The sequence below is a fragment of the Streptomyces sp. NPDC058741 genome, from assembly GCF_042746715.1.
Lineage (GTDB): Bacteria > Actinomycetota > Actinomycetes > Streptomycetales > Streptomycetaceae > Streptomyces.
This window is the reverse complement of sequence record NZ_JBHYQH010000035.1, coordinates 1-25634: the sequence shown is the minus strand read 5'-3', so window position 1 is coordinate 25634 and position 25634 is coordinate 1. Positions and strand designations below refer to the sequence as shown.

At 74.4% G+C, this 25634-nt stretch carries 16 protein-coding genes and 3 pseudogenes; 7 read left to right on the top strand and 12 right to left on the bottom strand.

Going from position 1 to position 25634, the window contains the following annotated elements:
* Positions 1 to 899 precede the first annotated feature (899 nt).
* The 5 genes and pseudogenes from ACFW6P_RS24205 (at position 900) to ACFW6P_RS24185 (ending at position 5645) form a co-directional block, all read left to right on the top strand.
* Positions 900 to 1661: a thioesterase II family protein gene (locus ACFW6P_RS24205; RefSeq protein WP_386357802.1), complete on the top strand. Its 762-nt coding sequence runs from the start codon at positions 900 to 902 to the stop codon at positions 1659 to 1661.
* A gap of 157 nt (positions 1662 to 1818) precedes the next feature.
* Positions 1819 to 2997 (top strand): serine hydrolase domain-containing protein, encoded by a 1179-nt coding sequence (locus tag ACFW6P_RS24200; RefSeq protein ID WP_386357801.1) that lies wholly within the window; start codon positions 1819 to 1821, stop codon positions 2995 to 2997.
* Between the two features lie 55 nt (positions 2998 to 3052).
* Positions 3053 to 3385: pseudogene (locus ACFW6P_RS24195) on the top strand (N-acetyl-gamma-glutamyl-phosphate reductase); the annotation flags it as partial.
* A gap of 143 nt (positions 3386 to 3528) precedes the next feature.
* Positions 3529 to 4428, top strand: coding sequence for an acetylglutamate kinase (gene argB / locus ACFW6P_RS24190; RefSeq protein ID WP_386357841.1), 900 nt, complete (start codon positions 3529 to 3531; stop codon positions 4426 to 4428).
* Positions 4425 to 5645 (top strand): acetylornithine transaminase, encoded by a 1221-nt coding sequence (locus ACFW6P_RS24185; protein WP_386424751.1) that lies wholly within the window; start codon positions 4425 to 4427, stop codon positions 5643 to 5645. Before argB ends, ACFW6P_RS24185 begins: the two co-directional genes overlap by 4 nt.
* A 29-nt stretch (positions 5646 to 5674) precedes the next feature.
* Here ACFW6P_RS24185 and ACFW6P_RS24180 read toward each other — a convergent pair whose 3' ends face one another.
* Positions 5675 to 6700, bottom strand: a complete 1026-nt coding sequence (locus ACFW6P_RS24180; RefSeq protein WP_386357797.1) for a ParB/RepB/Spo0J family partition protein — start codon at positions 6698 to 6700, stop codon at positions 5675 to 5677.
* A 354-nt stretch (positions 6701 to 7054) separates the two neighbouring features.
* Between ACFW6P_RS24180 and ACFW6P_RS24175 the strand changes: the two genes are divergently transcribed.
* The gene (locus ACFW6P_RS24175; RefSeq protein ID WP_386424748.1) at positions 7055 to 7843 is read left to right on the top strand and encodes an LmbU family transcriptional regulator; all 789 of its coding nucleotides are present in this window, start codon (positions 7055 to 7057) and stop codon (positions 7841 to 7843) included.
* A 27-nt stretch (positions 7844 to 7870) separates the two neighbouring features.
* Here the strand turns inward: ACFW6P_RS24175 and ACFW6P_RS24170 are convergent, their stop codons facing one another.
* Positions 7871 to 8515 (bottom strand): FMN-binding negative transcriptional regulator, encoded by a 645-nt coding sequence (locus ACFW6P_RS24170; protein ID WP_386357793.1) that lies wholly within the window; start codon positions 8513 to 8515, stop codon positions 7871 to 7873.
* A 321-nt stretch (positions 8516 to 8836) separates the two neighbouring features.
* Here ACFW6P_RS24170 and ACFW6P_RS24165 point away from each other — a divergent pair, with 321 nt between their 5' ends.
* Positions 8837 to 10189, top strand: coding sequence for a lysine N(6)-hydroxylase/L-ornithine N(5)-oxygenase family protein (locus ACFW6P_RS24165; protein ID WP_386357791.1), 1353 nt, complete (start codon positions 8837 to 8839; stop codon positions 10187 to 10189).
* Positions 10190 to 10350: 161 nt separating this feature from the next.
* Here the strand turns inward: ACFW6P_RS24165 and ACFW6P_RS24160 are convergent, their stop codons facing one another.
* The 10 genes and pseudogenes from ACFW6P_RS24160 to ACFW6P_RS24115 all read right to left on the bottom strand — a co-directional run bounded on the left by ACFW6P_RS24160 (position 10351) and on the right by ACFW6P_RS24115 (position 25556).
* Positions 10351 to 10812 (bottom strand): nuclear transport factor 2 family protein, encoded by a 462-nt coding sequence (locus tag ACFW6P_RS24160; protein ID WP_386424745.1) that lies wholly within the window; start codon positions 10810 to 10812, stop codon positions 10351 to 10353.
* A gap of 522 nt (positions 10813 to 11334) precedes the next feature.
* Positions 11335 to 11442: pseudogene (locus tag ACFW6P_RS24155) on the bottom strand (adenosylhomocysteinase); the annotation flags it as partial.
* A pseudogene (locus ACFW6P_RS24150) lies at positions 11442 to 12197 on the bottom strand (PfkB family carbohydrate kinase); the annotation flags it as partial. The pseudogenes ACFW6P_RS24150 and ACFW6P_RS24155, both read right to left, overlap by 1 nt.
* Positions 12198 to 12234: 37 nt before the next feature.
* Positions 12235 to 13458: a methionine adenosyltransferase gene (gene metK, locus ACFW6P_RS24145; RefSeq protein ID WP_386357787.1), complete on the bottom strand. Its 1224-nt coding sequence runs from the start codon at positions 13456 to 13458 to the stop codon at positions 12235 to 12237.
* A 67-nt stretch (positions 13459 to 13525) separates the two neighbouring features.
* Positions 13526 to 15673, bottom strand: coding sequence for a condensation domain-containing protein (locus ACFW6P_RS24140; protein ID WP_386357785.1), 2148 nt, complete (start codon positions 15671 to 15673; stop codon positions 13526 to 13528).
* Between the two features lie 1062 nt (positions 15674 to 16735).
* The gene (locus ACFW6P_RS24135) at positions 16736 to 17590 is read right to left on the bottom strand and encodes a 4'-phosphopantetheinyl transferase family protein (protein ID WP_386424742.1); all 855 of its coding nucleotides are present in this window, start codon (positions 17588 to 17590) and stop codon (positions 16736 to 16738) included.
* An 80-nt stretch (positions 17591 to 17670) separates the two neighbouring features.
* Positions 17671 to 19431 carry an acyl-CoA dehydrogenase gene (locus tag ACFW6P_RS24130; RefSeq protein WP_386357782.1) on the bottom strand — a complete coding sequence of 587 codons (1761 nt, stop codon included), beginning with the start codon at positions 19429 to 19431 and terminating at the stop codon, positions 17671 to 17673.
* 369 nt (positions 19432 to 19800) lie between these two features.
* On the bottom strand, positions 19801 to 19983 hold the full coding sequence (locus ACFW6P_RS24125; protein WP_386357780.1) for a DUF5302 domain-containing protein: 183 nt from the start codon (positions 19981 to 19983) through the stop codon (positions 19801 to 19803).
* A gap of 114 nt (positions 19984 to 20097) precedes the next feature.
* Positions 20098 to 21618 carry an MFS transporter gene (locus tag ACFW6P_RS24120; RefSeq protein ID WP_386424740.1) on the bottom strand — a complete coding sequence of 507 codons (1521 nt, stop codon included), beginning with the start codon at positions 21616 to 21618 and terminating at the stop codon, positions 20098 to 20100.
* An 8-nt stretch (positions 21619 to 21626) separates the two neighbouring features.
* Positions 21627 to 25556: an SDR family NAD(P)-dependent oxidoreductase gene (locus ACFW6P_RS24115; RefSeq protein ID WP_386424736.1), complete on the bottom strand. Its 3930-nt coding sequence runs from the start codon at positions 25554 to 25556 to the stop codon at positions 21627 to 21629.
* Positions 25557 to 25634 lie beyond the last annotated feature (78 nt).

Genomic DNA, 25634 nt, shown 5'->3' with positions numbered 1-25634 from the left:
GCGGGCTCGTCGGCCACCCGGCCGTCCGCCCGGATCCGCGTTCCACCGGGATCCCCTGTACCGCGCCGGGTTCCTGTGTCACCATGCCGGGTCCGTGTCCCCGGGACATCCCTGACGGACGGACGGCCCGAAGCCGTGCGCGCGGCGCCTCGCCCGGCGACCGGGCAGAGCGGTCGTGGCGGGCGGGTACCTGCCCCCTCGGCTGCCCGAGGACGGCGCCGGCGTGACCGTGCGCCCGGGCCCGGGCGCCGCGACCGGCTTCCGCGGGCCGGCCCACCGCTCGGCGCGGGTCGGCCGGCCGGTGCCCGGTTCCACGCACCGGTTCGGGAAGAGGCCGCACCGTGTCGCCATGCGGCCGGTGCCGGTGGCCGACGCGCCGCCCACGGTATCCGCGGCCCTGTGGAGACCCGGTCGCGTCGCGCTCGAGCGGGCGGGTGGCGTTCCCGAGGACGGCGAGCACGCCGGGTTGCGGCGGAAGACCTGCGCGGGCGAAGGTGTCCGCGCGGGGCAGCGGCCGCCGGAACACGGCGGGAACGGACCGGGAGTTCGGCCGGAGGACGCCGGGCGGTCGCCCGGCCCGCGAAAGCGGGACGCCGTGTGCGCCGGCGGTCCTGTGTGCCCGAGCGGACCGTCCCGGTGCCGCTCACGGCCGGCACACCGCGCGCGCAGGCCGGCCGCCGATCAGCCGGCGCTCACCGGAGTCGTGACCGAGCACACCCCGGGGGCCGTGCCGAAGCGCTGTCCCGGCCCGGCGGCGTGCTCCCGCACCGGGCCCCCCTCGGAGGGTGAGGGGTGCCGGTACGCGCGGCCGCGGCGCCGCGGGGGCGTCCCACTCGGCGGGGGCCGGCCCCATGCCGCCGTCGCGCTCCAGGGTGCGCGGCCCGATCCGAGGGAGAGCGATGGACACCACACGGCCCGCCTTGCGCCTGTTCGTCCTGCATCACGCGGGGGGCTCACACACGCTGTACCGCCACTGGCCGGCCGGACTGCCGGACACCTGGGACGTGCGGCTGCTGGACGCCCCGGGCCACGGCCTCCTCCTCGACCAGCCGCCGATCCCGGACGCCGGCCGCCTCGCCGACTTCCTGCTGCGCCGCATCGAGCCCGAACCGGCATGCCCCTGGGCCCTGTTCGGGCACAGCATGGGCGCCCTCCTGACGTACGAGATCACCCGGCGGGCCGTCGACCGGGGCATGCCGCCGCCGGTGTGGGCCGGTGTCTCCGCCCGAGCGGCACCGCGGTGGGCGCGCCGGGGAAGCGGTTACCACGAGTTGCCCGACGCCGAGCTGCGGACTCGCCTGAAGCGGCTCGGCGGCACGCCGGACGGCGTCTTCGACGATCCCGACCTGTGGGCCCTGTTCGACCCGATCATCCGGGCCGACCTGCGGCTGGTGGAGACCTGGCGCCCCACTCCCGGCGCCGGTCCCCTGCCCGTGGCGCTGTCCGCCTTCGCGGGCGTCGGGGACCACGCCGCTCCACCGTCCCGGATGGCGGGCTGGGAGGAGCACACCGAGCGCTTCCTGGGCCTGCGGGTCTTCGGCGGCGGTCACTTCTACTTCCTGGACGATCCGCGGCCGCTGCTGCGGCAGATCGAACGGGACGCGTCCGCGGCGCTGGAGGCGGCGGGCGCGACGCGCCCCTCGCGGACCCCGCTCCGCTGATCGCCGGCCCGGCGTGCAGCCGAGCGTAGCGCCCGACCACCGCGTCGTCGTCCGCGGCCTTGAACACGCTATCCGCGCCCGACACCCGTGACCTACCGTCGACGGACCGCGCACAAGTACGGCATCAGCCAAGTACGGACGACGACGGGGAGCGGGAATGACGACACGGAAGAGACCGAGGGCCGGCGTGGTCGGTCTGCTGGCGGTCGCGATCACGGCCACCGCCCTGACGGGTCCCGCCCGGGCATCGCGGGACACGGCCGCCACCGCGGCCGGCCACCAGGCGACGCAGCGCGCGATCGACGCGGCCGTCGAGGCAGGTGTCCCCGGCATCGCCGCCCAAGCACGGGACGCCGACGGGGTCTGGACGTACGCATCGGGCGTGGGCGACCTGGAGACGGGTGCGCCGCGCGGCGAGAACGACCGGTTCCGCGTCGGCAGCATCACCAACACCTTCGTGGCGACGGTCCTGCTCCAGATGGAGGCGGAGGGGAAGCTCGACCTCGACGACACGGTGGAGCGCCATCTGCCCGGCGTGGTGTCGGGGGGCGGCAACGACGGCCGCGCGATCACCGTACGGCAGTTGCTCAACCACACCAGCGGGCTCTTCGACTACCTCGCCGAACCGGCCTACTACGAGAAGTACGTCCTGGGAGACGGCTTCCTCCAGCACCGCTACGACACCCTGACGCCCGAGCAGCGCCTGCGGGTGGCCTTCTCCCACCCGCCGCAGTTCCAGCCCGGCGCCAGGCACGGGTTCTCCCACACCAACGACCTCCTGGCCGCGCTGATCGTCGAGAAGGCCGCCGGCAGGTCGTACGAGAACGAGGTGCGGCGGCGCATCATCGAACCGCTGGGGCTCAAGGCGACGTCCCATCCCGGCACGAGCACCGCCGTGCCCCGGCCGAGCAGCCGCGGCTACTCCAAGCTCTTCCTCACCTCGCAGCCGGACCGGATCGACGACGTCAGCGAGTTCAACGGATCACAGGTCCGGGGCGACGGCGACATCATCTCCAGCGCGGGCGACCTGAACCGGTTCTACGGGGCCCTGATGCGCGGCAAGCTGCTGCCGGCGCAGCAGCTCAGGGAACTGAAGACGACCGTGGTCAACCCCGATCTGCCGATCTCCTCCTACGGGCTCGGCGTCGAACGGCTCGAGATGAGCTGTGGCGTGCCGCTCTGGTACCACGACGGGGGCACCGTGGGGTCGCTCACCTTCACCGCCTTCACCGAGGACGGCCGCCACCAGCTCACCTTCAACTACAACGGCGACTGGGAGTTCTCGCAGCTCCTCCCCACCCTGGACGCCGAGTTCTGCGACACGACGTCGGGCTGACCCCGAGGCGGCCCGCGGCGTGTGAGGACGACATGTCTGTCAACCAGGAGGGTTTATGACCGTGCGAGCGGCCGTGGCCGGAGCCGGCGGCTATGCGGGGGGCGAGCTCCTGCGCCTGCTTCTGGCGCACCCCGAAGCAGAGATCGGTGCCCTGACCGGGCACTCCAGCGTGGGACGGCGTCTGGGCACGCTGCAGCCGCACCTGACCCCGCTGGCCGGGCGGGAGGTGCAGCCCACCACCGCCGACGTCCTCGCAGGACACGACGTGGTCTTCCTGGCCCTGCCGCACGGCCGGTCCGCCGCCGTCGCGCGGCAGCTGGGCGACGACACGCTCGTCATCGGCTGCGGCGCGGACTTCCGCCTCGCGGACGCGGCCGACTGGGAGTCGTGTGCCGTCATCTGGACCAACGACCTCACCGCCGCCTACGTCCACGAGAACAGCGAGTACTCCTCATGAGAGCCTCTCCCCCTCGTCCGCCGGTGCCCCGGCCGTCCGGTCAGGACCGCTCCGGCGGGCGCGCGGCCCTGGACATGGCCGGCGCCCTCGCCGAGGCGCTGCCCCGGATGGCGCGCCACCACGGCAAGACCGTCGTCATCAAGTTCGGCGGCAACGCCATGGTCGACGACGGCCTGAAGGCGGCTTTCGCCCTGGACATCCTCTGTCTGCGGCAGAGCGGCCTGAATCCCGTCGTGGTGCACGGCGGTGGCCCGCAGATCAGCGCGCAGCTCGAGCGCCTGGGCCTGGAGTCGCGGTTCGAGAGCGGCCTGCGGGTCACCACCGACGAGACCATGGAGGTCGTGCGCATGGTCCTCGCCGGGCAGGTGCAGCGCGAGCTCGTCGGGCTGCTGAACGCGTACGGCCCGCACGCGGTGGGCCTGACGGGGGAGGACGCCCGTCTGATGACGGCCGTGAAGCGCTACGCGCAGCGGGACGGCAAGTCCGTGGACATCGGCCGCGTCGGCGGGGTAGCCCACGTCGACGCCGGGATCGTGCAGGACCTCATCGACAGCCGGCGCATCCCCGTCATCTCCTCCATCGCCCGGCCGCAGGATCACAAGGACGCCGCCGAGGGCGGTGTGTTCAACGTCAACGCCGACACCGCGGCCGCCGCCCTCGCCGCCGCGCTCGGCGCCGAGATGCTGCTGATCCTGACCGATGTCGCGGGCCTGTACCGGAACTGGCCGCACAGCGACGAGGTGATCTCCCGTCTCACCGCCGGCGAACTGGCGGGGCTGCTGCCCGGACTGGCCGCCGGGATGGTCCCGAAGATGGAGGGCTGCCTGTACGCCGTGAACAACGGCGTGCGCTCCGCCCGCGTCGTCGACGGCCGGGTCGAGCACGCCGTCCTGCTGCAGATCCTCACCGGCGAGGGCGTCGGCACGGTGGTGGTGCCGGACGACGACGCCGGCTTCGAAGGAGCGACGGCATGAGCGGCGGCGCGGACCTCACCGGATCGGGCAACGCGCTGCTGACCCGCCGCTGGCAGGGCGTCATGATGGACAACTTCGGCACCCCCCGGCTGCCGCTGGTGCAGGGCCGGGGCACCCGGGTCTGGGACGCGGAGGGCAACGAGTACCCCGACTTCGTCGGCGGCATCGCGGTCAACGCGCTCGGCCACGCGCATCCCGCGGTCGTCCGGGCCGTGTCCGGGCAGGTCGCCTCGCTCGGACACGTCTCGAACCTGTTCGTGGCCGAACCGACCGTGCGCCTCGCCGAGCGCCTGCTGGGGCTCGCCGGACGCCGGGGCCGGGTCTACTTCTCCAACTCCGGCGCCGAGGCCAACGAGGCGGCCTTCAAGATCGGCAGGCTCACCGGCCGCACGCACATGGTGTCGGCCACCGGCGGCTTCCACGGCCGCACCATGGGTGCCCTGGCCCTCACCGGCCAGCCCGCCAAGCAGCGCCCCTTCCAGCCGCTGCCGGGCGACGTCGGCCATGTGCCGTACGGGGACGTCGAGGCCCTGCGCGCCGCCGTCACACCGGATACCGCGGTGGTGATGCTGGAGCCCCTTCAGGGGGAGGCCGGCGTGGTCGTACCGCCGCCCGGGTACCTGCGGGCGGCCCCCGAGATCACCGCGGCGACCGGCACCCTCCTCGTCCTGGACGAGATCCAGACCGGTGTCGGGCGCACGGGCCACTGGTTCGCGGCCCAGGCCGAGGGCGTGGAGGCGGACGTCGTCACCCTCGCCAAGGGCCTGGGCGGCGGGCTGCCCATCGGCGCCACGCTCGCCTTCGGCCCGGCGGCCGACCTGCTCACGCCCGGCACGCACGGCTCCACCTTCAGCGGGAACCCCGTGGTGTGCGCGGCCGCCCTCGCCGTACTGGACACCGTCGAGCGGGAGGGCCTCCTCCACCGCGTGGCCCGGGCCGGGCGGCGGCTGCGGCGCGGCCTGGAGACCCCGAGCCACCCGTTGGTGCGCGAAGTGCGGGGCGCCGGGCTGCTGTTGGGCGTCGCGCTCCACGGCAAGCCCGCGGAGCGCGTGCGGCGGGCGGCCCAGGACCGCGGTCTCCTGGTGAACGCGGTGACGCCGGACGTCATCCGGCTCGCCCCGCCGCTGACCGTGTCGGACCGTGAGGTGGACACCTTCCTCGACGGCTTCCGGGCGGCCCTGTCCGAGGCACTCGGCGAGGAGCCGACGGCGGCCTGACGCGCCGTGCGGTCACGCGGGGTCGCGGGTCACGTCCCTGGGGACTCGAGTGCCTCGGCGAAGCGCAGCCAGTGGTCGGCACAGCGGCGGGCGGCCTGCGCGAGGACGTCCGCGCGGTGACCGGGCACGCTCCGTGCGAGCCGGAGCCAGGTCGCCTCGTCGCCGATGGCGTGGACGCTCAGCATCCGCAGCAGCATCCGGCCCGCCTCCGTGCGCAGGGACGGGTCCTTGCGCAGGCGCGGCAGGAGCAGGCCGACGGCGTCCGCGGAGATGCGCGCCGGGGTGCGGCCGCGGCCCGGCCGCGGCAGAGCGCCGGGCGCGTCCGGCCCCGTCCGCGCGGACCGCCCGCTGGACGGGAGGGGGTCCTGCCCCTGCCGTATGCGGTCCCGCACGTCCTTGGCGGTGGCCGTGGCGATGCCCGCCTGTTCGGCTATCTCCCGCAGCGACGCCCCGGGGTTGGCGGCGATCACCCGGCTCGCCCGCAGCCGCCCTTCGGTCGCCTGCAGCGGCCGGATCCGCCCGTCCCGGCCCACGCGCGCGTTCAACTGTTCGTTCTGGCCGGTCGAACGGCGCCGGACGGCGGCGACGGTGCCGGCCGAGAGCCCGACAACGGCGGCGATCCGCCGGTCCGACCAGTGCGGGCGGGCGCGCAGCATCCGCTGGGCGGCGGCCGTCCGGTCGGCCTGCGACAGCGGCAGCCCGTGGGCGGTGTTGAGCCACACCCCCAGGGCGAAGGCCTCCACTTCCCCGCCGTCGAAGAACTCCACGTCGATCGTGTCGTCGCCGCGCAGCCGCGCCGCCTTGAGCCGGTGCATCCCGTCGATGACCCGCATCGTCTCGCGGTGCACCAGGATCGGCGGCAGCGGTGACCGCAGTGCCGCGAGCATCCGGACGTGTTCGCCGTTCTCGCCGTCGATCCTCGGTGAGTCGGAGTCCAGCGGCGAGTCCACCGGCACCGTGGCCCGCGGCCTCCCGGCCGTTTCCCCCGCGGCGACGGCGGCGACCGCGTCGGCCGGAGCCGGGACGCCGTCGGCCGGAACGAGGTGAAGACCCATCAGAGGACGCTCCTCCGCGCTGTCGCACCGGCCCCGTCGGCCACCGGTCCGCGGCCTGTCTCCACGGTGGTGATCATGAAGTGCTTGTCCACGTACGGCTCCCCTTCTCTGGGCGTATCGGCCCACGGCATGAAAGAACACCCGGCTGCCGGTCGTTCTCCGGGACTCGGGCGGCAAACCCGCAGCGGGCCGGCGACCGCACCGGGCCGGCTGCTGCGGAAACGGAGGAAGCGGGCGCGCCGGGGGGCGTGTGCCGTCCCGTCGGCGGGACAAGCCGTTCGAACGCCGTTCCGGCGCCGCTCCAGCCCACCCCGCGAGACTTCTGGCCGGAAACGTTCACCCCCTCATGGAGGCATGATGGCGCGTCAAGCCGGACACGTCGGGGGGGCGCGCGGCGTCCCGGGGAGCTCTCTCCCGCAGCCCTCGCCACCGACGTCGCGCACCGCGGAGGCGCCGCAGCGCCGTGGCCAGGCGCTGACGACCAAGATGGGCCTGCAGATGCCCCCCGGGATGGCCTACGACGAGTGGGAGCGGGCCGGGCGCCTGCTCGCCGGCGTCCTCGACTCGTCCTCCTGGTGGCTGGGCGACTGGCTCGTGTACGGCAAGGACCACTACACCGACCGCTACCAGCGCGGGATACGCGCCGCCGGCCTCTCCTACCAGACCCTGCGCAACTACGCGTGGGTCGCGCGCCGCTTCGACCTCACCCGGCGTCGGCCCGCCCTGAGTTTCCAGCACCACGCCGAGCTGGCCTCCATGCCGGTCGAGGAGCAGGACCTCTGGCTCGACCGCGCCGAGCAGCGGCAGTGGACCACCAAGCAGCTGCGCTGCGCCGTCCGTGCCCCGCGCCGGAGCGAGGAGCAGTCCGGCACGGCCTCCGTCGAGCCGAGCCGCCGTCTGGAGGTCCCCGGCAGCCGTTTCCACCGGTGGCACAAGGCCGCGGAGCAGCTGGGCGTCGACTTCGAGCAGTGGGTGATGAGCACGCTGGACCGTGCGGCCGCGAGCGCCCTGGAGGAGCGGGGGGAGCTCCCCGAGTTCAAGGATCTCAAGGGCCTGGCCGCGCCGGCCGCGGCCGTTCCCGAGGAGAGCGCCCGGCCCGGGGGCCTCACCGAGCGGACCCTCCCGGTGGCCGTCAGCGCCTGAGCCGCCGGCTCCGAGGCCTCCGGCACGTCACGGCAGACGGCTCATCAGTCCGGCGGTCCCGCGCTTGTGCGCGCACGCGCTCTGCGCGAACGACTCCCGCACCCGGTCGCGCACCTCGGCCGGCTGTTCCTGGCTGAGCTTGAACATGCCCTCGGCCCCGGTCACCGTGAGCCGGAAGGCCCCCACGCCGGGCGCGATCTTGCGGAAGTAGCCGAGCGACCCGGTCATGTCCCAGCCGTCGCCGAACGCCCCCTCGAAGGCCTGCACGGTGGACTGCACCACGCCCAGTGTCTCCTCCAGCGAGTCGATCCTCTCGACCGTGCCGCGGACGTGCACCGCGGTGAAGTTCCACGTCGGGGCGGCCGGGTTCACCTCGTACACGGTGGGCGACACGTAGGAATGCGGCCCGGTGAACGTCAGCAGCATGAGGCTGCCCGTCTCCAGCGCCGCCCAGTGCGGATTCGCCCGGTTCATGTGCCCGAGCAGGGTGGCCCCCGGCAGCTCGCCGGCCCGGTCGCCGGACGTCGCGGGGTCGAAGATGACCGGCAGGTGCGTGGCGAACGGACCGTCCTCGGGGCTGCCGTTGGTCACCGCGAGCGCCAGTGGATTACCACGGATCAGGTCCGCCGTCCACGAACTGTCCGGTTCGCGGTAGGAGCTGGGCACGAACATCCGGATTCACCCTTTCGGCAATTGGCTCAGGGAACGACTGCACGCACGACCGCATGCACGGTTCTGATTCAGGGCATGGCGGATCGCGTCGCTCCGGCGCATATGCCATCGGCCGCGCCACCCGGAGCTGTGGAAATCGCGCCGACCGTACCCGCCGTCCCGTCGACAGGACAACGTTTTCGGCTCCAGAGGCACTCCAGAGGCACTCCAGGAGCCTTCATGGCGTCTTCACGTTGCCCTCGAGCGGGGGCCGGAGCAACACTGCAGAACGGTCTCTCGGGCCACCGGCCGAGTTTTCCAGACGCAATCGGGAGAATTTCCATGGGCATAACGGGCAGGCGTGACCAAGAGATCTACGATGTGGTCGGTATCGGGTTCGGCCCGTCCAACCTGTCGCTCGCGGTCGCCTTGGAGGAGCACGGGGCGAGCACTCCGCAGCATCCGGTCAGATCCCATTTCTTCGAGCGGCAGACCGCGTTCGGCTGGCACCGGAACATGCTGCTGCCGTCGACGACCATGCAGATTTCCTTCCTGAAGGACCTGGCGACCTTCAGGAATCCGATGTCCCGGTTCAGCTTCATCTCGTATCTGCACGCGTCGAACCGGCTGGTGCAGTTCGTGAACAACCAGGACTTCTTCCCGACCCGGCAGGAATTCCACCAGTACCTGGAGTGGGCGGCCGCCGGCTTCCGCGACCGGGTCACCTACGGCGCCGAGGTCACCTCGGTCCGGCCGTGCACCGAGGCGGGGGCCGGGACGCCCGACCTCCTCGAGATCGGGGTGCGCGGCGGCGACGGCGGCACCAGCGTGGTCACCGCACGCAACGTGGCCATCTCGACGGGCCTGGTGCCGCGCCTGCCGGAGGGCATGACGGCCGGTGAACGGGTGTGGCACAGCTCGGAGTTCCTCAGCAGGTTCGGCGAACGGGCACCGGAAGACCTCAGGAGCGTGGCGGTGGTCGGCGCGGGCCAGAGCGCGGCCGAGATCACCCGGTTCCTCTACGACGCGCTGCCACACGCCGACGTCTCCGCGGTCATCCCGTCCTACGGCTACTCCATCGCCGACGACACCCCCTTCGCCAACCAGGTGTTCGACCCCGGCGCGGTCGACGAGTACTACTTCGGCACCGAACAGGCACGGGACGCGTTCTGGCGCTATCACCGCAACACCAACTACTCGGTGGTCGACGCCGACGTCATCCGGGCCCTGTACCAGCGTTCGTACGAGGAGCAGGTGCGCGGCACCCGGCGGCTGCGCTTCCGCAACCTCACCCGGGTCGCCGAGGTCGAGCGGGCCGAGAGCGGGACGCGGGTGGTCCTGCGCTCCCTGCTCGACGACCGGACGGAGGAACTGGCCGTCGACGCGCTGGTGTTCGCCACCGGCTACGACGGCCTGGACCCGGCCCGCCTGCTCGGCGACTTCGACCGGCACTTCCTGCGCGACGCGGCGGGCAGGCACCGGGTGGAACGCGACTACCGCCTCGTCAGCGCATCGGGACTGACCTGCGGCGTCTACCTCCAGGGCGGCACCGAGCACAGCCACGGCCTGTCGTCGGCCCTGCTGTCGAACATCGCGGTGCGCAGCGGCGAGATCGCCGACTCGATCGTGCTGCGGCGCACCGAGCGGGAGCTGGACCGCACCTGCCCCGCGGCGGAGGCGCCCTCGGCCGCCTGAGGCGGCGCGCCGTGGGGCCGGGCCCGGTGCTGCGGCCGCCCACCGGGTCTTCGCCGAGGCCGCTCCGGGGTACCGCCGGCGCGGTGTGCCGGAGCGCCGGTCGAGGCGGTGGCGCTCGGCGCCGTCGTGCCCGGCCGGTCCGCCCGCGGTACGCCGGCCGCTCAGGCCAGGTCGTCGCGGGTCACCCGGCGCTGTGCGACGCGCCAGTCGCCGCCGGCGCGCACCAGGACGTCCTCCATGACACGCACGTACAGGACCCTGGCCCCGCATCCGCTCGGCGTGACGTACACCAGGGCCGAGCAACGGGTGTGCAGCGTCCCGTCCGCCTGGGGCTGCACGTCGAGCATGCCGACCCAGTGGTCGAGGCGGCTGCCGGCCCGCCGCTCCCGTGCCGCGCCGGCGCGCACGTAGCGGGCGAGCCCGGCGCCGGCGCGCAACGGCCCGGACGGGGAGGGCAGTTCCAGGACGGCGTCCTCGGTGAAGGTGCCCGCCCAGTGCTCGGTGTCGTGCGCGTCCAGGATCTGCATCTGGTGCGCGTAGAACCGCTCCACCTCCGCGTACAGGGCGGCGAACCTCCGGCTCCGGAGCGTGCGTTCGGCGGTGCCCACCGGCTCGGCGGTCATGGTCCCAACCTCCGCTTCCGTAGACGTGAACGCGACCTGTCCGGCCGATGCGGCGCTGCCGAGGGGCGTCACCCGGAGCGGACGCCCTCCGGTCGCGGCTCCGGCACGGCGAGGCGGCTCGGCCGGTCGGCCTCCCTGCGCGCGTGGGCCCGGTGCGGCAGGAGTGCCACCGGGTCCCGGGAGGGCTGGGCACGCATCGTCTCGGCATCTGGTGCGGGCCGGGCCTGACGCGCTCGCGGGCGCGCCCCGTGATCTGCGGCAGCGGCCGGCCGCGGGTGCGGGGCAGGGGGACCGGATACCGACGGGCACCCGGTCCGGGCGTCGACGTCGGCTGATCCGTGTCCGCGGGGGGACCGGCGGCCGTGCGGAGGAGCTCCGCCGGGCGCTGACGGCGTCCGGGGTGGCCGGACGGGATGGCCGGCCGGGAGACCGCGCAGGCGGTGCGCGCGGCGCTCGTGGCCGGGCCGGACGCGAGCAGGAGGGGCGCCGGGACGGCCGGGGCCCCTCCTGCGTGCGCGCAGGTCAGTAGCGGTAGTGGTCCGGCTTGAACGGGCCCTCGACCTGCACACCGATGTACTCGGCCTGCTCGGGACGGAGCGTGGTCAGTTTCACGCCGAGCGCGTCGAGGTGTCGGCCACCGGCACGTCGGGCACGGCGGGAACGGTCAGCGTGGGCTCGGCGGCGCGCTCGACGCGCACCCCGTCGCCGCCGAGCGTGGTGACCCAGGCGCCGACCCGGAGGAGGACGCCCTCGCGGGTCCAGCCGGTGCGCTCGAGCAGCAGCGCGGCCTCGTCGTCGTCGGTGAACAGCCAGCGCGCCCCGTCGACCAGGTCGCGGACCCGGCGGGGTTCGAGCCGGGCGAGCTGCTGCCCAAGGTGGGCGGCGAAGGGCAGGCAGAGGCGACGGCAGCCGGCGGTGTGCCGCAGCATCGCCTCGGAGTCGTCGGTGCACACCACCACGAGGTCGGGCCGCCGCTCGGCCAGCGGCCCGGCCCGACCCAGGTCGATGTCACGAGCCTCCTGCATGGCGCCCGCGTAGAAGGCGGTGATCCGGTTGTCGTCCCGGTCGGTGAGGCACAGGAAGCGGGCGGTCCGGCGGGTGCCGGAGACATGGACCGCGCCGGTGTCGACACCGTGCTCCTCCAGCCAGGCCTCGTACTCGGCGAAGTCGTCGCCGACGGCGCCGACGAGCAGCGGCGCGAGGCCGAGACCGCCGAGGCCGAAGGCGATGCTGGCCGCCACCCCGCCCCGCCGCACCTCGAGCGTGTCGACGAGGAAGGAGAGCGGGACACGGGCGAGCCGGTCGGGGATCGGCTGATCCGCGAAGCGGCCGGGGAAGACCATCAGATGGTCGGTCGCGATGGAACCGGTGACAGCGATGCGCATGCCGGGATCTCCTCGGGAGGCGTCGGGGCCGGCCGCCTCAACGGCCGGCCACGTCCCGGAGCAGCCGGGCGCGGTCGGTCCGCTCCCAGGTGAAGTCGGGCAGTTCGCGGCCGAAGTGGCCGTAGGCGGCGGTCTGGGAGTAGATCGGGCGCAGCAGGTCCAGGTCACGGATGATGGCGGCCGGGCGCAGGTCGAAGACTTCGGTGATGGCGTCCTCGATGCGCTGCTGGGGAAGCCGGCCGGTGCCGAAGGTCTCCACGAACAGGCCGACCGGCTCGGCCCTGCCGATCGCGTAGGCGACCTGGACCTCGCAGCGGGAGGCCAGGCCGGCGGCGACGACGTTCTTGGCGACCCAGCGCATGGCGTAGGCGGCGGAGCGGTCGACCTTGGACGGGTCCTTGCCGGAGAAGGCGCCGCCGCCGTGGCGGGCCATGCCGCCGTAGGTGTCGATGATGATCTTGCGGCCGGTGAGGCCGGCGTCGCCCATCGGGCCGCCGATCTCGAAACGGCCGGTGGGGTTGACCAGCAGGCGGTGGTCGCCGGTCTCGAGTTTGATGCCGTCCTCGGCGAAGCGGGCCAGGACCGGCTCGACGACCCGGGTGCGGATGTCGGGGGTGAGCAGCGCGTCCAGGTCGATGTCAGCGGCGTGCTGCGAGGAGACGACGACGGTGTCCAGACGGACCGGGCGGCTGCCCTCGTACTCGACGGTGACCTGTGTCTTGCCGTCCGGACGCAGGTAGGGAACGGTGCCGTTTTTGCGGACCTCGCTGAGGCGGCGGGACAGCCGGTGGGCGAGGTCGATCGGGACCGGCATCAGGGACGGCGTCTCGTCGGCGGCGTAACCGAACATCAGGCCCTGGTCGCCGGCGCCCTGCTGGGCGAGTTCGTCCGCCTCTCCCCCGCGGGAGGCATCCCCGATCCGGGACTCGTACGCCGTGTCGACGCCCTGCGCGATGTCCGGGGACTGCGCGCCGAGGGAGACGGAGACGCCGCAGGAGGCGCCGTCGAAGCCCTTGGCGGAGGAGTCGTAGCCGATCTCCAGGATCGTGTCGCGGACGATCTGGGCGATCGGCGCGTAGGCCGTCGTGGTGACCTCGCCGGCGATGTGGACCTGGCCGGTCGTGATCAGTGTCTCGACGGCGACCCGGGCGCGCGGGTCCTCGCGCAGCAGCGCGTCGAGGACGGCGTCGCTGATCTGGTCGGCGATCTTGTCGGGGTGGCCCTCGGTGACGGACTCCGAGGTGAACAGGCGACGGGGCATGGCTCTCCAGAGGTTGACGTCTCACGACAGCCCGCGGGCCGTCCTATGCCGTCACCGTTGGCCGGGTTCAGGGGCGTCCGGCTCGTGCGGCGACGGTTTCGAGCATCCGGGCGAGCGGGGCCGCGCCGGTCGTGGCGCCGGTGAGCACCACGAGCGGGGGGCGGCCGCCGTTCTCCCCGACCAGCCGGGCGATCTCGTAGGCGGTACTGCCGCCGCCGGAGAACGCGCCCAGCACCAGCAGCCCGGCCCTGTCGGTCAGCGGCCGCAGCGCGCTGTGGCGGGCCCGGACGCCGCCGGGCACGCTGCGCAGCAGGACGATCGACTCGGGGCCCTGGTAGGCGGCGGCGAGTTGGTTGTAGCGGGAACGGGGGATGCCGTGGGTCTGCACCAGGCAGACGACTCCGGCGCCCGCTTCGCCGGCGGGCCGGAGCGGTACCAGCGGCAGGTCGGCCGGTTCGTCGGTCTCCGCGGTCCGCAGGGGGCTGCGGGTCCCGGCGGGCCCGGGGTCCTCCCGCGGGGCGGGTCGCCGCCCGGCCGGGCCGCCCGCGCCGGCCAGCAGCCGCAGCAGGTCGGCGACGGTCGTGGTGTCGCCCGGCAGGTAGGGCAGTTCGCGGAGCAGCAGCGCGGTGTGCGTGAGCGCCTCGGCGGCGTCGGTGTGCGGGCCGCGGTCGTAGGACACGGTCAGCACCAGGCCGCCGCCGTCGCCGTGGTGGGCGACGAGCGTGACCGGGAAGGCGGTGCGCGCGCCCAGCGGGTCGGGCCGCTCCACCCGCACGCCGAGTGCGGCGAGTTCCTCCGACAGGTCGTCGGCGGGGCGCGGACCGCGCTCGAAGGCGAGAAGGCTGCCGTCGGCCGGGAGGTCCTCGGCGGGCGGCCCGTGCGCGGGGTCCGCAGCGGTGCTGCGGCCCGGGGTGGACCAGCCGCGGATCTGCCCCGGCGACACCCATTCGTACGACGTCATGTCCAGGACGCGGTCGCGTAGTTCGGCGAGGAGGCCGGCCACGGTGCGGCCGGGGTCGACCTCGACGCTGAGCGGCAGCGGGGTGCGCAGCGCGGCCGGGAGGCGGTCGGCGCCCTCGAAGAGGATGCCGCGACCGGAGGCGGTGACGCCGAAGCGGATCGTCGCGGTGCCGTCGGCGCCTCCGGCCCGGTACAGCAGCACCGCCCACACGGCCTGGAGCACGCCGCTCTCGGGGCTGCCCAGGCGGGCGGCCCAGGCGGCCAGCCGCCCGGTCTGGTCCGCGGTCAGCCGGACGCGGGTGCGGCCGGTGCGCGCCGGGCCGGGTGCCGCGGCGCACGGGACGGGCGGGACGGCGTCGGCGGGCGGGGCGCCCGTCGACCAGAACTCCCGTGGGGGCGCGGTGTCCTGCCGGCCGAGCCAGCGGACGTAGTCGCGCAGGTCGGGACGGCGCTCGCCGCCGGGCAGCCGGCCGCCCGCCAGATAGGCGCGGTAGAACTCGCGCAGCAGCAGCCGTGCGCTGAGGTCGTCGAGCAGCGCGTGGTGGTAGGTGAGCAGCACCCGGGCGGGTGTGGGCGTGCCGTCACCGGCCGGGCCGCCGCCCAGGGCGGTGACGCGCGGGCCGCCGGGGCGGCGCGGGTCCAGGCCGCGTCGTAGGTCGTGTTCGACCAGGTCGTTCCAGCGGACGGAGCCGTGCGGCAGCCACAGCACGTCGGCGTCGACGTGGTCGTGCAGCACCAGCGGCGGGTCGGGACCGTCGTCGAAGGCGGCGCGCAGCACGCTCTCGTGGTCGACGACCGACTGCCAGGCAGCGCGGAACCGGTCCGGTTCGAGCGGTCCGTGCCAGGCCCACGACAGCCGTTCCACATGACGGCCGGGGTGGGCGTCGGCGTCGGCGAGCAGCTCCCGCATCAGGGGTGTCGGCGCGAGCGTGCGGGTGGAGCGGGCTGCGGGCGCGGGCCGGCCGGTCAGCAGGTCGGCGAGGAGTCCGTAGGGGAACGTGCCGCCGGGCGGGTCAGCGCCCTCGGTGGTCAGCCGCAGCGTGTGGTGGCCGGGGCCGTACCGGTCGACGCGGTGCCTCAGGGCGGACGCGCCGGGAAGGTGGACGGCGGCCCGGCCGAGCGCGGCCTGCAGCCGGGCCTCGTCGAGCGGGCCGTGCAGTTCGAGGCGCGGCTCGTCGTAGGGGGCCGGTCCGAGGTCGACGACGACGCAGGTCGGTTCCCCGTCCGGCGGGGGTGAGGTGTGGTTGGCGGTCATCGGCTGTACGGGGCACGCCTGTCGTGGCCGTGCGTACGGCGTGCGGTCGACGCGTACGGCTTGTGCCCGACCTCGGCGTACGGCTGCGAAGGCCCCCTCCCTCCCCTCTGTGCGAGCGCTCGACGAGTATGTGCGGGGCCGCCCATACGGACCTGATACAGCGCTGACACCGCGATGGACGGTGCGGCCGGCCGCCGTGTCCCGGGGTTCAGGCCGGGGTGCGCGGCCCCGGCCCGACGAAGGGAACGACCGCGTGGCCGCGGTCGCGCGGGCGGGGTGTACCGAGCGGGTCCGGGGTGGTGCCACCGGCGTCCACCGGCCGCGAGTGTGGTGTGCGGGCCGGCTCCCGGGCCGGAGGAACCGCGGTGCCACCGTGCGCGTACACCACACCGGGGCGCGGGGCCGGCAGCCGGGCCGCGGGAACCGCGGTGCCACCGTGCGCGTACACCACACCGGGGCGCGGGGCCGGCAGCCGGGCCGCGGGAACCGCGGTGCCACCGTGCGCGTACACCACACCGGGGCGCGGGGCCGGCAGCCGGGCCGCGGGAACCGCGGTGCCACCTTGCGCGTGCACCACGCCGGGGCGCGGGGCCGGCAGCCGGTCGTGGGCGCCGGGGCGGGGGGCGCCGACCGGGCGTGCGGCGGGTCGGTCCGGGAGCGGGGATCTGACGCCTGCGCGGGCCGGCGCGTCCCCGCCGGGGGCACACGCCCGCACCGGGGTGCCCCGGACGGCGGAGGTCTCGGGTGCGCCGGGTGCGGCCGGTTGATCACCGTGTGCCGGTCCGGGCCGCGTCCAGGGCCGGTCGAGGCCGGGGACGGGCTCCGCGGGTCCGTGCGGGACGGCGGCCGGCAGGGCGTGCGGCGACGCGCGCAGGGCCGGACGGCGTCTGGGGGAACCCGGTTCTGCCATGACGGCCTCCTCGTCCCTCACGTGCGCAACCGTCGCCCGGGACACTAGCCGGGCCGGTGCGCGGCCGCCGGATCCTCGACCGGTCCTGGACGTGGGCGCGAGCGGGACTCAGGGCCCGGGCCACCGCGGCGCGGAGACGAAAGGCCGTGCGGTCAGGGGGTGAGCAGGGCGGTGACGGCGCCCATGAAGCCCTCGTCGAGCATGGTGTGCGGGGCGGTGTCCCGGGCGGTGTCGAGGCCGGCGTCGTGACAGGCGACGCTGATGAGGTAGCGGCCGAGCGCCCGGTGGGTGGCGAAGGCCCATTCGCCGCGCGAGGCGGGCCGGCCGTCGGGGGCGAGGAGCCCTGCGCTGCCGGCGCCGAAGCCGAACTCGGTGAAGCCGAGCCGCAGTCCCTGTCCGACGGCCTTGGTGTAGGCCTCCTTCAGGGTCCACAGTCTGAGCAGCGCGGCAGCGCGCTGCTCCTCGGGGAGCCGTTCCAGTCCGGCGCGTTCGGCGGGGGTGCACACATGGTCGTGGAGCAGGTCGAAGGACATGGAGCGGTCGGCGGGTTCGGCGTCGACGCCGATGCGGCCGTTGCGGCTGACGCCGACCGCGATCAGGTCGTCGGTGTGGGTGAGGCTGATGTCGACCTGGTCGAGTCCGCGCAGGTAGGGCCGGCCGCCGATCTTGTAGGCGAGGTCGAGTTCGCCGGCCTCGGTGCCCAGTGCGGCGGCGGCGGTGTACTTGGTGACGAGGCGTGAGGTGACGAACCGGAAGCGGACCAGGGGGTCGGTGGTGCGGCGGTAGCGCTGCCAGTCGCGGCCGAGCAGGGGCCGCAGCCCGGGGTCGGTGACGGCCGGGCCGAGCCACTCGCCCCAGGTCGCGAACACGACGGCGTTGCCGCGCGACCGCATGTCCTCGCGGACCCGGTGCCAGGGGCCGTGGGGGCCGCCGACGTGGACGGGTTCGCTGACGCGGTCGGCGTCGACGGGTACGCACCCCGGGTCGATGAGCGTGAGCGGGTTCACCCGGTCCACCCCTTCTCGTGGCCTCGTCACGCGGGTCGTGTGCGGTCCGGGCGCGCCCCGTGTGCCGCGGTGACGGGGCGTCACCGGGCCAGGACCGTGGCGTCCAGGTCACAGCCGAGGCCGGCCCGGTAGCGCCGGAGCAGTTCGTCCAGGACCTGCCGCGTGCAGCCGTCGGGCAGGTCGGGCACGGGAATGCCGAGCCGGGCGCCGATCCGGGACAGGGCGAGCACGGCCCAGGCGGCGTCGGCGAGGAACGGGTCGGTGCCGTCCTGGCCCTCCCAGATGCCGAGGACGGCGGCGGCGGCCACGATCAGGCTGTAGCGGTCGCCGAGCACGACGACGGCGGGGTCGGACAGGCCCCGTCCGCCCTGCCGCGGAAGCTGCCGGCAGGTCTCGCGCAGGGCGCGCAGTTCGGTGGTGAACGCCTCGGCGAGGGCGGCGAGAGCGGCGATCTGCCCGCCGACGCCCCGGGCGGAGGCGAGGCGGGCGGTGGAGCCGATCAGGGAGGCGGCCATGAAGTCGCCGCCGCCGGCGATGCCGAGCAGCCGGTAGTCCAGCGGGGGCAGTGCGGCGCCGGCCCGGAAGAGCTCGGGCGGCGGCTCCTCCTCGGCGAACCAGGCGGTCTCGGCGAGGGTGCGCAGCTGCGGCACGATCACGGACTGGCAGGAGGCCGTGCCGGCGTGGCCGAGTCCGGCCACGGGCAGGTCGCGTACGAGCTTGTCGAGGGCACCGTACTCCGGGCTGTCGTGCTCGTAGGCGCGCCCGCCGAGGACGGCGGCGAGTTCCTCGAGGTTCTCCCGCAGCTGGTCGGGGACGACGTACTTGACGGCGGCGGCGAAGACATGGGCGCGGCCGGGCAGCAGACCGAGGGCGCGCAGCGCGACCGTCGCCATGGCGTCGCAGGCCAGCAGGTCGGCGAAGACGCCGGTGAGCGGCTTGTGCCAGCGGCGGGCGACGGGGCCGCTGCGGCCGGTGGTCGCGGCGCGGACCGCGGAGTGCAGGACGGTGTCGGCGGCGGCGGTGACGACGCCGCAGATGACGCTGCGGTTGACCTGGAAGGTGCGCAGGGCGAGGGCGACACCCTCGCCGGCGCGGCCGACGAGCGCGTCACCGGGCACCGGCCGGTCCTCGAACTCCAGTCCGCTGAACAGGGCGCCGCGCATGCCGGAGGTCGTCACGCGCGGCAGGTGCCGCATCCCGCCGGGCGGCGCGTCGGCGGGGTCGAGCAGGAACACGGAGTGGCTGCGGGGGCCGCGCGCGGGGTCGGTGCGGGCGTAGACGACGTGGGCGTCGGCGCGGGCGGCGTTGATGATCAGGTCCTTGCGTCCGGCGAGGAGACGGCCGCCGCCGGGTGCGGGGCGGGCGGTGAACTCATGGCGCAGGATGGCGTTGGCGTGGGCGAGTTCGTGGTGCAGGATCGTCGCCCGCCCGCCGCCCAGCAGCAGCCGGGCGACGTGGTGACGCTGCTCCTCGGTGCCGGCGGCCCAGACGGCGCCCGCCGCGAACAGCGAGGTGATGCCGTGGCCGAACCCGAGGGCGACGTCGCGCCGGAAGACGGGGCGCAGGGTGCGGGCCAGGAGGTCGGCGCGGGTGAGCCGGCCCCCGTACCGGACGGGTACGAACTCGGCGGCCAGGCCTGTCTCGTCGAGGAGTTCCTCGGTCCGGCGGGGCGGGGTGCGCCGGTCGTCGGCGGCGAACAGGGCACGCAGCCCGTGCGGGTTGGCGGGGTCGTGGGGGTCGCCGAGCCGGGCCTCGAGCCGGGCCGCGCGCAGGCTCGCGGCCGCGTCCCAGTCGCCGGGTGCGGTGCCCGGCGCCTGTCCGGTCTCGGCGGTCGTGGTCATGACGCGGCGTCAGCTCCTTCGTCCGGGACGGGCCGGTCGCGCCCGTACGTCACCCTCACCCCGCTCCCTCGCGCGGTGCTGGGGCTTCGCTCGAACCGCCGTCCAGGGGCGGTGCGGGCGGCGCGCCGGACGTTGTCGTGAATTCGCTGCTCCGAGCCGTCAGGTCCAGGAATTCTCCAGTTTCCCTCAAGCGGTCCGCGAGCATTTCTCCAGGAGGCCGACACCCGGCGTGAGGCAGTTCACCGGGAGGCCGCGACCGGAGTGACCGCACAAGGTCCGTAACACAAGAGAAGGGGGCTGTCGCGGGCTCTTTTCTCCCCATGGTCGAAAAGAGCCCGCGACAGCCCCGGATGGCCGTACGGAGGTCGTTCAGGCGGTCTTGCGCCGGAAGTAGCGCTTCTTTCCTGCAGACCCGCTCATGCCCTTCACACGCAGCCGGCCCTCTTCATGGGCCTGGCGGGACCGACTGGCGTTCGCCTTGCGGACGAGAGCCTCACGGAATTTGGCCCGGTCGTCGGCCTCGAAAGAATCACTCTCGGGAATTCCCGTCATATACACCTCCGATGGGGGAATGTTCGGCATCCAGGCTGGCACAGAATTCCCGCACCTGCCAGATGCGCTTTTCGTTCGAACAATGGAATTCGGCCGCTTCGGGACCGGATCACCTCACGACCCGGTGGCGGCCGGTGCGCTCTTCCGGCCGCTGCCGGCGGGCAGCAGGGAGCTCAATGCGGTCGTCAGCAGGAAGACGGCGACATTGCACCAGAGGACGGCCGCCGTGACGGTGGCGGAATGCCCCGCCCCGGTGTGCCGCCCCGCTCCGCCGCCCAGCTGCCCGAAGTACAGCCCGGCGATGACGGCGACCCCGGCGGCCGAGCTGAACTGGATGGCGGCGTTGAGCACGCCGGAGCCCGCCCCGGCGTCGTCGGCCGGGACGTCCTCCAGGACGACGGCGGTGAGCACGGGGGTGGTCAGACCCATCCCGCAGCCCATGACCAGTTCGGCGGCGGCCAGTTGCGGCCAGGCCAGCTGCCCGTCGCCGGCCGCCCAGATCGCGAGAAGTGTCCACAGGGCACCGCCGCCCATCAGCAGGGACCCGGCCGCCACGCACGCCCGGCGGCGGCCCGCGCCGTGCTTCCAGGCGATCTGGAAGGTGGCGGTGATTCCGACCGGCCAGGCCGCCGTGACCAGCGCGGTCTTCAGCACCGGCCAGCCGAGCCCCGTCTGCAGGTGGTACGTCAGCACCAGGAAGAACGAGGCGACGCCGCTGAACACCAGCAGGGTCACGGTCAGGCCGACCCGGGTGGAGCGGTGCCGGAAGAGCGTCGGCGGGACCAGTGCGGAGCCGTCGCGCCGGTGCCGCACACCCTGCTGCCGTACGAACACGGCGAACGTCGCGGCGCCGGCGCCGACGAGGACGAGCATCCAGGCGGGCCAGCCCGCTTCCCTCCCCTGGATCAGGGGATACATCACGCCCAGGGAGGCGGCCGTCAGCAGCACCACACCGGTCAGGTCCAGGCGCGGCGGCTGCTCCGACCGGGACTCGGGCATGCTGCGGGCCGCCATGACCAGTGCGATCAGCCCGAGCGGCACGTTGATCAGGAAGATCGCCCGCCATCCCAGGCCCAGCACGTCGAGGTCGGTGAGGGTGCCGCCGAGCAGCGGGCCTCCGACGCTGCCGATGCTGAGCGCCGCGCCCAGCACGGCGAACGCCCGTGCCCACTCGTCCCGGTGGAACATCGTGACCACGACGGACACGGCCTGGGGCACCATCAGGGCGGCCATGAAGCCCTGCGCGAACCGCCCCGCCACCAGTACCTCGGGAGCACCCGCGACACCGCACACCGCCGACGCCGCGGTGAAGCCGGCGACCCCCGTCATGAACAGGCGCTTGCGTCCGTAGATGTCGCCGAGCCGGCCCCCCGTGATGAGGAACAGGGCGTAGGCCAGGGCGTATCCGGCGAGCGTCCACTGGGCCGTGGCGAAGCCGGCCCCGAGGTCCTTCTGGATGGCGGGCAGGACCACGGTGACGGCGTTCGCGTCCAGGTTGTCCAGGAACGACGCCAGGGTGACCACGGCGAGCGCCAGCCAGCGGTGCGGTGAGGGGGCGGGGGAAGGAGCGCCGGCGGGGCGGGGCGGTGCCTCCGTCGGGCCCCCCTGCGCTGCGGAGTCGACGGGCTCAGGCATGGCATCCCTCACAGTGTGTTTCCGAGAACGGCATCGAGTGCCCGGTCCATGTCGTCCTCCGACAGCTCGTCGGCCGCCTGCAGGGCGTCCGCGGCGGATCCCGCCTCCGCGGGCGCGCTGTCGGGCTGCGCGAGCCGGAGCAGCTGCGCCAGCAGTCCGCTGTCCCTCAGCTGGTCGGCGGTCAGGCGCTTGAGCGCCCATGCGGCGGCCTGCGAGGGATCCCGCGGCGCGGACTCCTCGCCCGTCGTGCCGAGGTCCAGACGCACGTGCAGGAACTCGGCGACGGCCCGGGGGGTCGGGTAGTCGAAGGCCAGCGTGCTCGGAAGGGCCAGCTGCGCCTGGGCGCTGAGCCGGTTGCGCAGCTCCACCGCCATCAGCGAGTCCCAGCCGAACTCGCGCAGTTGCCTGTCCGCCGGGACCGTCTCCGCCCCCGGCAGGCCGAGCACGCCGGCGACCTCCTGCCGGACGGCGGCCAGCAGCGCCGCGACCTGTTCACCCGCCGGCAGACCGGCCAGCCGTGCACGGAACGTCTCCGTCTGCGCCACGGCCTCCCGGGCCCGGCGCAGCCGCGGCCGCGCCAGGGCCGCGAAGAGCGGGGCGGCCTCCTCGCCGCCGCCCAGCCCCGCCACGTCCAGCTTGATCGGGACGAGGTGGGTCTCCGGGCGGCCCAGGGCGGCGTCCAGCGCGTGGATCGCCTCCTGCGCGGACAGCGCCTGCGAGCCGCGCTTGCGCAGCCGTGCCAGCTCCGCGTCCCCGAGGTGGGAGGTCATGCCGATGCCCGCCTGCTCCCACAGGCCCCAGGCGAGGCTCACCGCGGGCAGACCGAGCTTGCGCCGGTGGGCCGCCAGCGTGTCGAGGAAGACGTTGGCCGCCGCGTAGTTGCTCTGGCCGGGGGCGCCCAGCGTGCCTGCCGCCGAGGAGAACAGGACGAACGCCGCCAGGTCCAGACCGGCCGTCAGCTCGTGCAGATGCGTCGCACCCGACACCTTCGGGGCGAGCACCCGAGCGAACCGGTCGGCGTCCTGGTTGCGGACGATGCCGTCGTCGAGCACGGCCGCGAGGTGGAAGACACCCGTCAGCGGGTGCTGTGCGCCCGCCTCGCCGACGACACGGGCGACGTCCTCACGGTTCGACACGTCGCAGGCCAGCACGCGCACGTCGGCCGCGCCCGCGTCGAGCAGCTCCGTCACCACCTCGTCGGCGCCGGGTGCCCGCGGCCCGCGGCGCGAGGTGAGCACCAGGTGCCGCACCCCGTGCTCCTCGACCAGGCGGCGTGCCACCAGGCGGCCGAGCTCACCCGTGCCGCCCGTCAGCAGCACGGTGCCCGCGCCGTCCAGGGACTGCGGAACGGTGAGCACCAGCTTGCCGACGGTGCGGCCCTGCGCCATGAGCCGGAACGCGCTCGGCGCCTCCCGCACGTCGAACGCCGAGTACCGAAGGGGCGTGACGGCCCCCTGCTCCAGCAGGGCGACGAGTTCGCACAGCATCTCCTGGACGCGGTCGGCCCCGCTCTCGATCAGGTCGAACGCCCGGTAGTGGACGCCGGGGTACGCCGCGGCGATCTCGTCGGCGTCCCGTACGTCCGTCTTGCCCATCTCCAGGAACCGTCCGCCACGCGGCAGCAGTCGCAGTGACGCGTCGACGAACTCCTCGGTCAGCGCGTTCAGCACCACGTCCACGCCCGTGCCGCCGGTCAGCGACAGCCACTTCTCCGCGAAGCCGGTGTCGCGGGAGGAGGCGATGCGGTCCTCGGGAAGGCCGAGGTCCCGGAGCACGGGCCACTTGCCGGGGCTCGCCGTGCCGTAGAGCTCGCAGCCGGCATGCCGGGTGAGCTGGAGCGCGGCCTGTCCGACACCGCCCGCCGCCGCGTGGACGAGGACCTTGTCCCCCGCACGCAGGGGGCCGAGGTCGGTGAAGGCGTAGTGGGCGGTGAGGTAGGCCAGGGGGACGGTCGCGGCCTCCACGAAGGACAGCGAGTCCGGGATGCGCACCATCCAGCGCGCGTCCACCGTCACCTCGGAGCCGAACGTGCCCACGGCGAGCCCCATCACACGGTCGCCGACCCGCAGATGCGTCACGCCGGGACCCGTCTCCAGGACCACACCCGCGCACTCCAGGCCGAGTTTCGGCGCGTGCACCATGTCGAGGGCGTTGAGGACGTCGCGGAAGTTCATGCCGGCCGCGCGGACCCCCACCCGCACGCATCCGTCCGCCGGCGGAGCGTCGCGGTCGACGGGACGGAAGACGAACGTGTCCAGCCGTCCCTTCTCCTCGATGTCCAGACACCAGGGCTGTTGCCGTACGTCCGGGACGAGCAGGTCCGGCGAGGACGTACGGTCGGCCCGCACCAGCCGGGGCGCCAGCACACCGTCCCCGCGGACGACGAGCTCCGGCTCGCTCCTCGAGAGCAGGACCCGGCGCAGCAGGGCCGCGTCGGGCTGTTCGGCACCTATGTCGACCAGTCTGAGGCCACGCTCGGGGTGTTCGGCACGGGCCACGCGGACCAGGCCCCACAGCGGCGCGTGCTCCAGCGAGGTGATCGTGTCCACCGGACTCGCGGCCACCGCGCCCCGGGTCACCCACACGACGTCGGTGCCCTCCGATCGCGGATCCTCCAGCAGCTCCTGCAGCCAGGCCAGCGCCGCCGTCACCGTTCGTCCGGCACGACCGTCCACGGTCTCGCCGCTCCCGCGGGCCGCGCCGGCCGCGCTGAGGTCGACGACGACGGTACGAGGACGGTTCCCGTCGAACGGCACAGCGGTGCCGAGGCCCACGGCGTCCTCGACGCCCAGCGTCTCGGCCACCAGCCCGCCCGGGCCGAGCACCAGCAGCCCGCCGGCCTCCCCCGGCGGCGTGCCGGGCTCGTCCGCCGGCGTCTGCGGCTGGTACTCGACGCGGTACAGGTGCGCGGTGTCGCGGGTGGTGCCCGTGCCCTTCAGCTGCGCGGTGTCCGCGCGCTTGACCGCCAGGCCCTCCGCGCTCAGTACGGGCTCACCCGTACCGTCGCAGACGAGGATCCGGGCGGTGGAGTCGTCCACGAGCTCGGCGCGGACCCGCAGCTCCGTACCGCCCGTGGCGAACAGCCGCACACCGGTCCACAGGAACGGCAGCAGGACTCCGCCGGCGCCGTCGCCGTCCGGGTCGCCTCCCCGCGTTCCCGCCAGGGTGTGCAGAGCGGCGTCGAGGAGCGCGGGGTGCACCGCGAAGCCCTCGGCGTCCGGCCGGGCCTGCTCCGGCAGCCGCACCAGGCCGTACGCGACGTCTCCGGCACGCCACAGTTCGGTCAGGCCCCGGAACACCGGTCCGTACTCCAGCCCCTGCTCGGACAGTTCCCGGTAGAAGCCGTCCACGCCGACCCGCTCGGCTCCGTTCGCCGGCCATGCGCGCAGGTCGGCGGAGGGCGGGGCCTCTGCGCTCGCCCCGGTCAGCGTGCCGGTGGCGTGCAGGGTCCATGGGGTGGTGTCGGTCCCGCCGTCGGGCCGGCTGTAGATGTCCACGGGCAGACCGTCTCCGTCCGCGGCGGCACCGACCCTCACCTGGAGGCGAACCGCCTCGTGGGCACCGAGCACCAGGGGCTGCGACAGCGTCAGTTCGCCGACGCCGGCCGCCCCCAGGTGGTGGGCGGCGGTGAGCGCCATGTCGAGGAGCCCGGTGCCGGGGACCAGCACGGTGCCGTGCACCGCGTGGTCCTTCAGCCACGGCTGTTCGGCGAGCGACAACCGTCCGGTGAACAGGTGCCCCTCCCCGTCGGCCAGCTCGACCACGGCCCCGAGCCACGGGTGTGCGGAGGCGTCGAGACCGAGCGATCCGGCGTCCCCGGCCGTCCTGACCGTCTGGTGCCAGTAGCGCTGGCGCTGGAAGGCGTAGGTCGGCAGTGGCACGACGGTGCCGGTGCCCAGCACCCGGTCCCAGTCGAGGGGATGGCCCTGAACGTGCAACAGGCCCAGATTGCGCAGCAACTGCGCACTTCCGCCCTGCTCACGCGCCAGGGAACCCACGACGATGCCACCGCGCTC

Excerpts from the sequence above, each read along its gene's own strand:
- ACFW6P_RS24170 (WP_386357793.1), bottom strand. The coding sequence starts at position 8,515 with ATGTTCGTGCCCAGCTCCTACCGCGAACCGGACAGTTCGTGGACGGCG.
- ACFW6P_RS24200 (WP_386357801.1), top strand. The coding sequence starts at position 1,819 with ATGACGACACGGAAGAGACCGAGGGCCGGCGTGGTCGGTCTGCTGGCG.
- ACFW6P_RS24160 (WP_386424745.1), bottom strand. The coding sequence starts at position 10,812 with ATGACCGCCGAGCCGGTGGGCACCGCCGAACGCACGCTCCGGAGCCGG.
- ACFW6P_RS24205 (WP_386357802.1), top strand. The coding sequence starts at position 900 with ATGGACACCACACGGCCCGCCTTGCGCCTGTTCGTCCTGCATCACGCG.
- ACFW6P_RS24140 (WP_386357785.1), bottom strand. The coding sequence starts at position 15,673 with ATGACCGCCAACCACACCTCACCCCCGCCGGACGGGGAACCGACCTGC.
- ACFW6P_RS24185 (WP_386424751.1), top strand. The coding sequence starts at position 4,425 with ATGAGCGGCGGCGCGGACCTCACCGGATCGGGCAACGCGCTGCTGACC.
- ACFW6P_RS24130 (WP_386357782.1), bottom strand. The coding sequence starts at position 19,431 with ATGACCACGACCGCCGAGACCGGACAGGCGCCGGGCACCGCACCCGGC.
- ACFW6P_RS24120 (WP_386424740.1), bottom strand. The coding sequence starts at position 21,618 with ATGCCTGAGCCCGTCGACTCCGCAGCGCAGGGGGGCCCGACGGAGGCA.
- ACFW6P_RS24175 (WP_386424748.1), top strand. The coding sequence starts at position 7,055 with ATGATGGCGCGTCAAGCCGGACACGTCGGGGGGGCGCGCGGCGTCCCG.
- ACFW6P_RS24125 (WP_386357780.1), bottom strand. The coding sequence starts at position 19,983 with ATGACGGGAATTCCCGAGAGTGATTCTTTCGAGGCCGACGACCGGGCC.
- metK (WP_386357787.1), bottom strand. The coding sequence starts at position 13,458 with ATGCCCCGTCGCCTGTTCACCTCGGAGTCCGTCACCGAGGGCCACCCC.
- ACFW6P_RS24180 (WP_386357797.1), bottom strand. The coding sequence starts at position 6,700 with ATGGGTCTTCACCTCGTTCCGGCCGACGGCGTCCCGGCTCCGGCCGAC.
- argB (WP_386357841.1), top strand. The coding sequence starts at position 3,529 with ATGGCCGGCGCCCTCGCCGAGGCGCTGCCCCGGATGGCGCGCCACCAC.
- ACFW6P_RS24165 (WP_386357791.1), top strand. The coding sequence starts at position 8,837 with ATGGGCATAACGGGCAGGCGTGACCAAGAGATCTACGATGTGGTCGGT.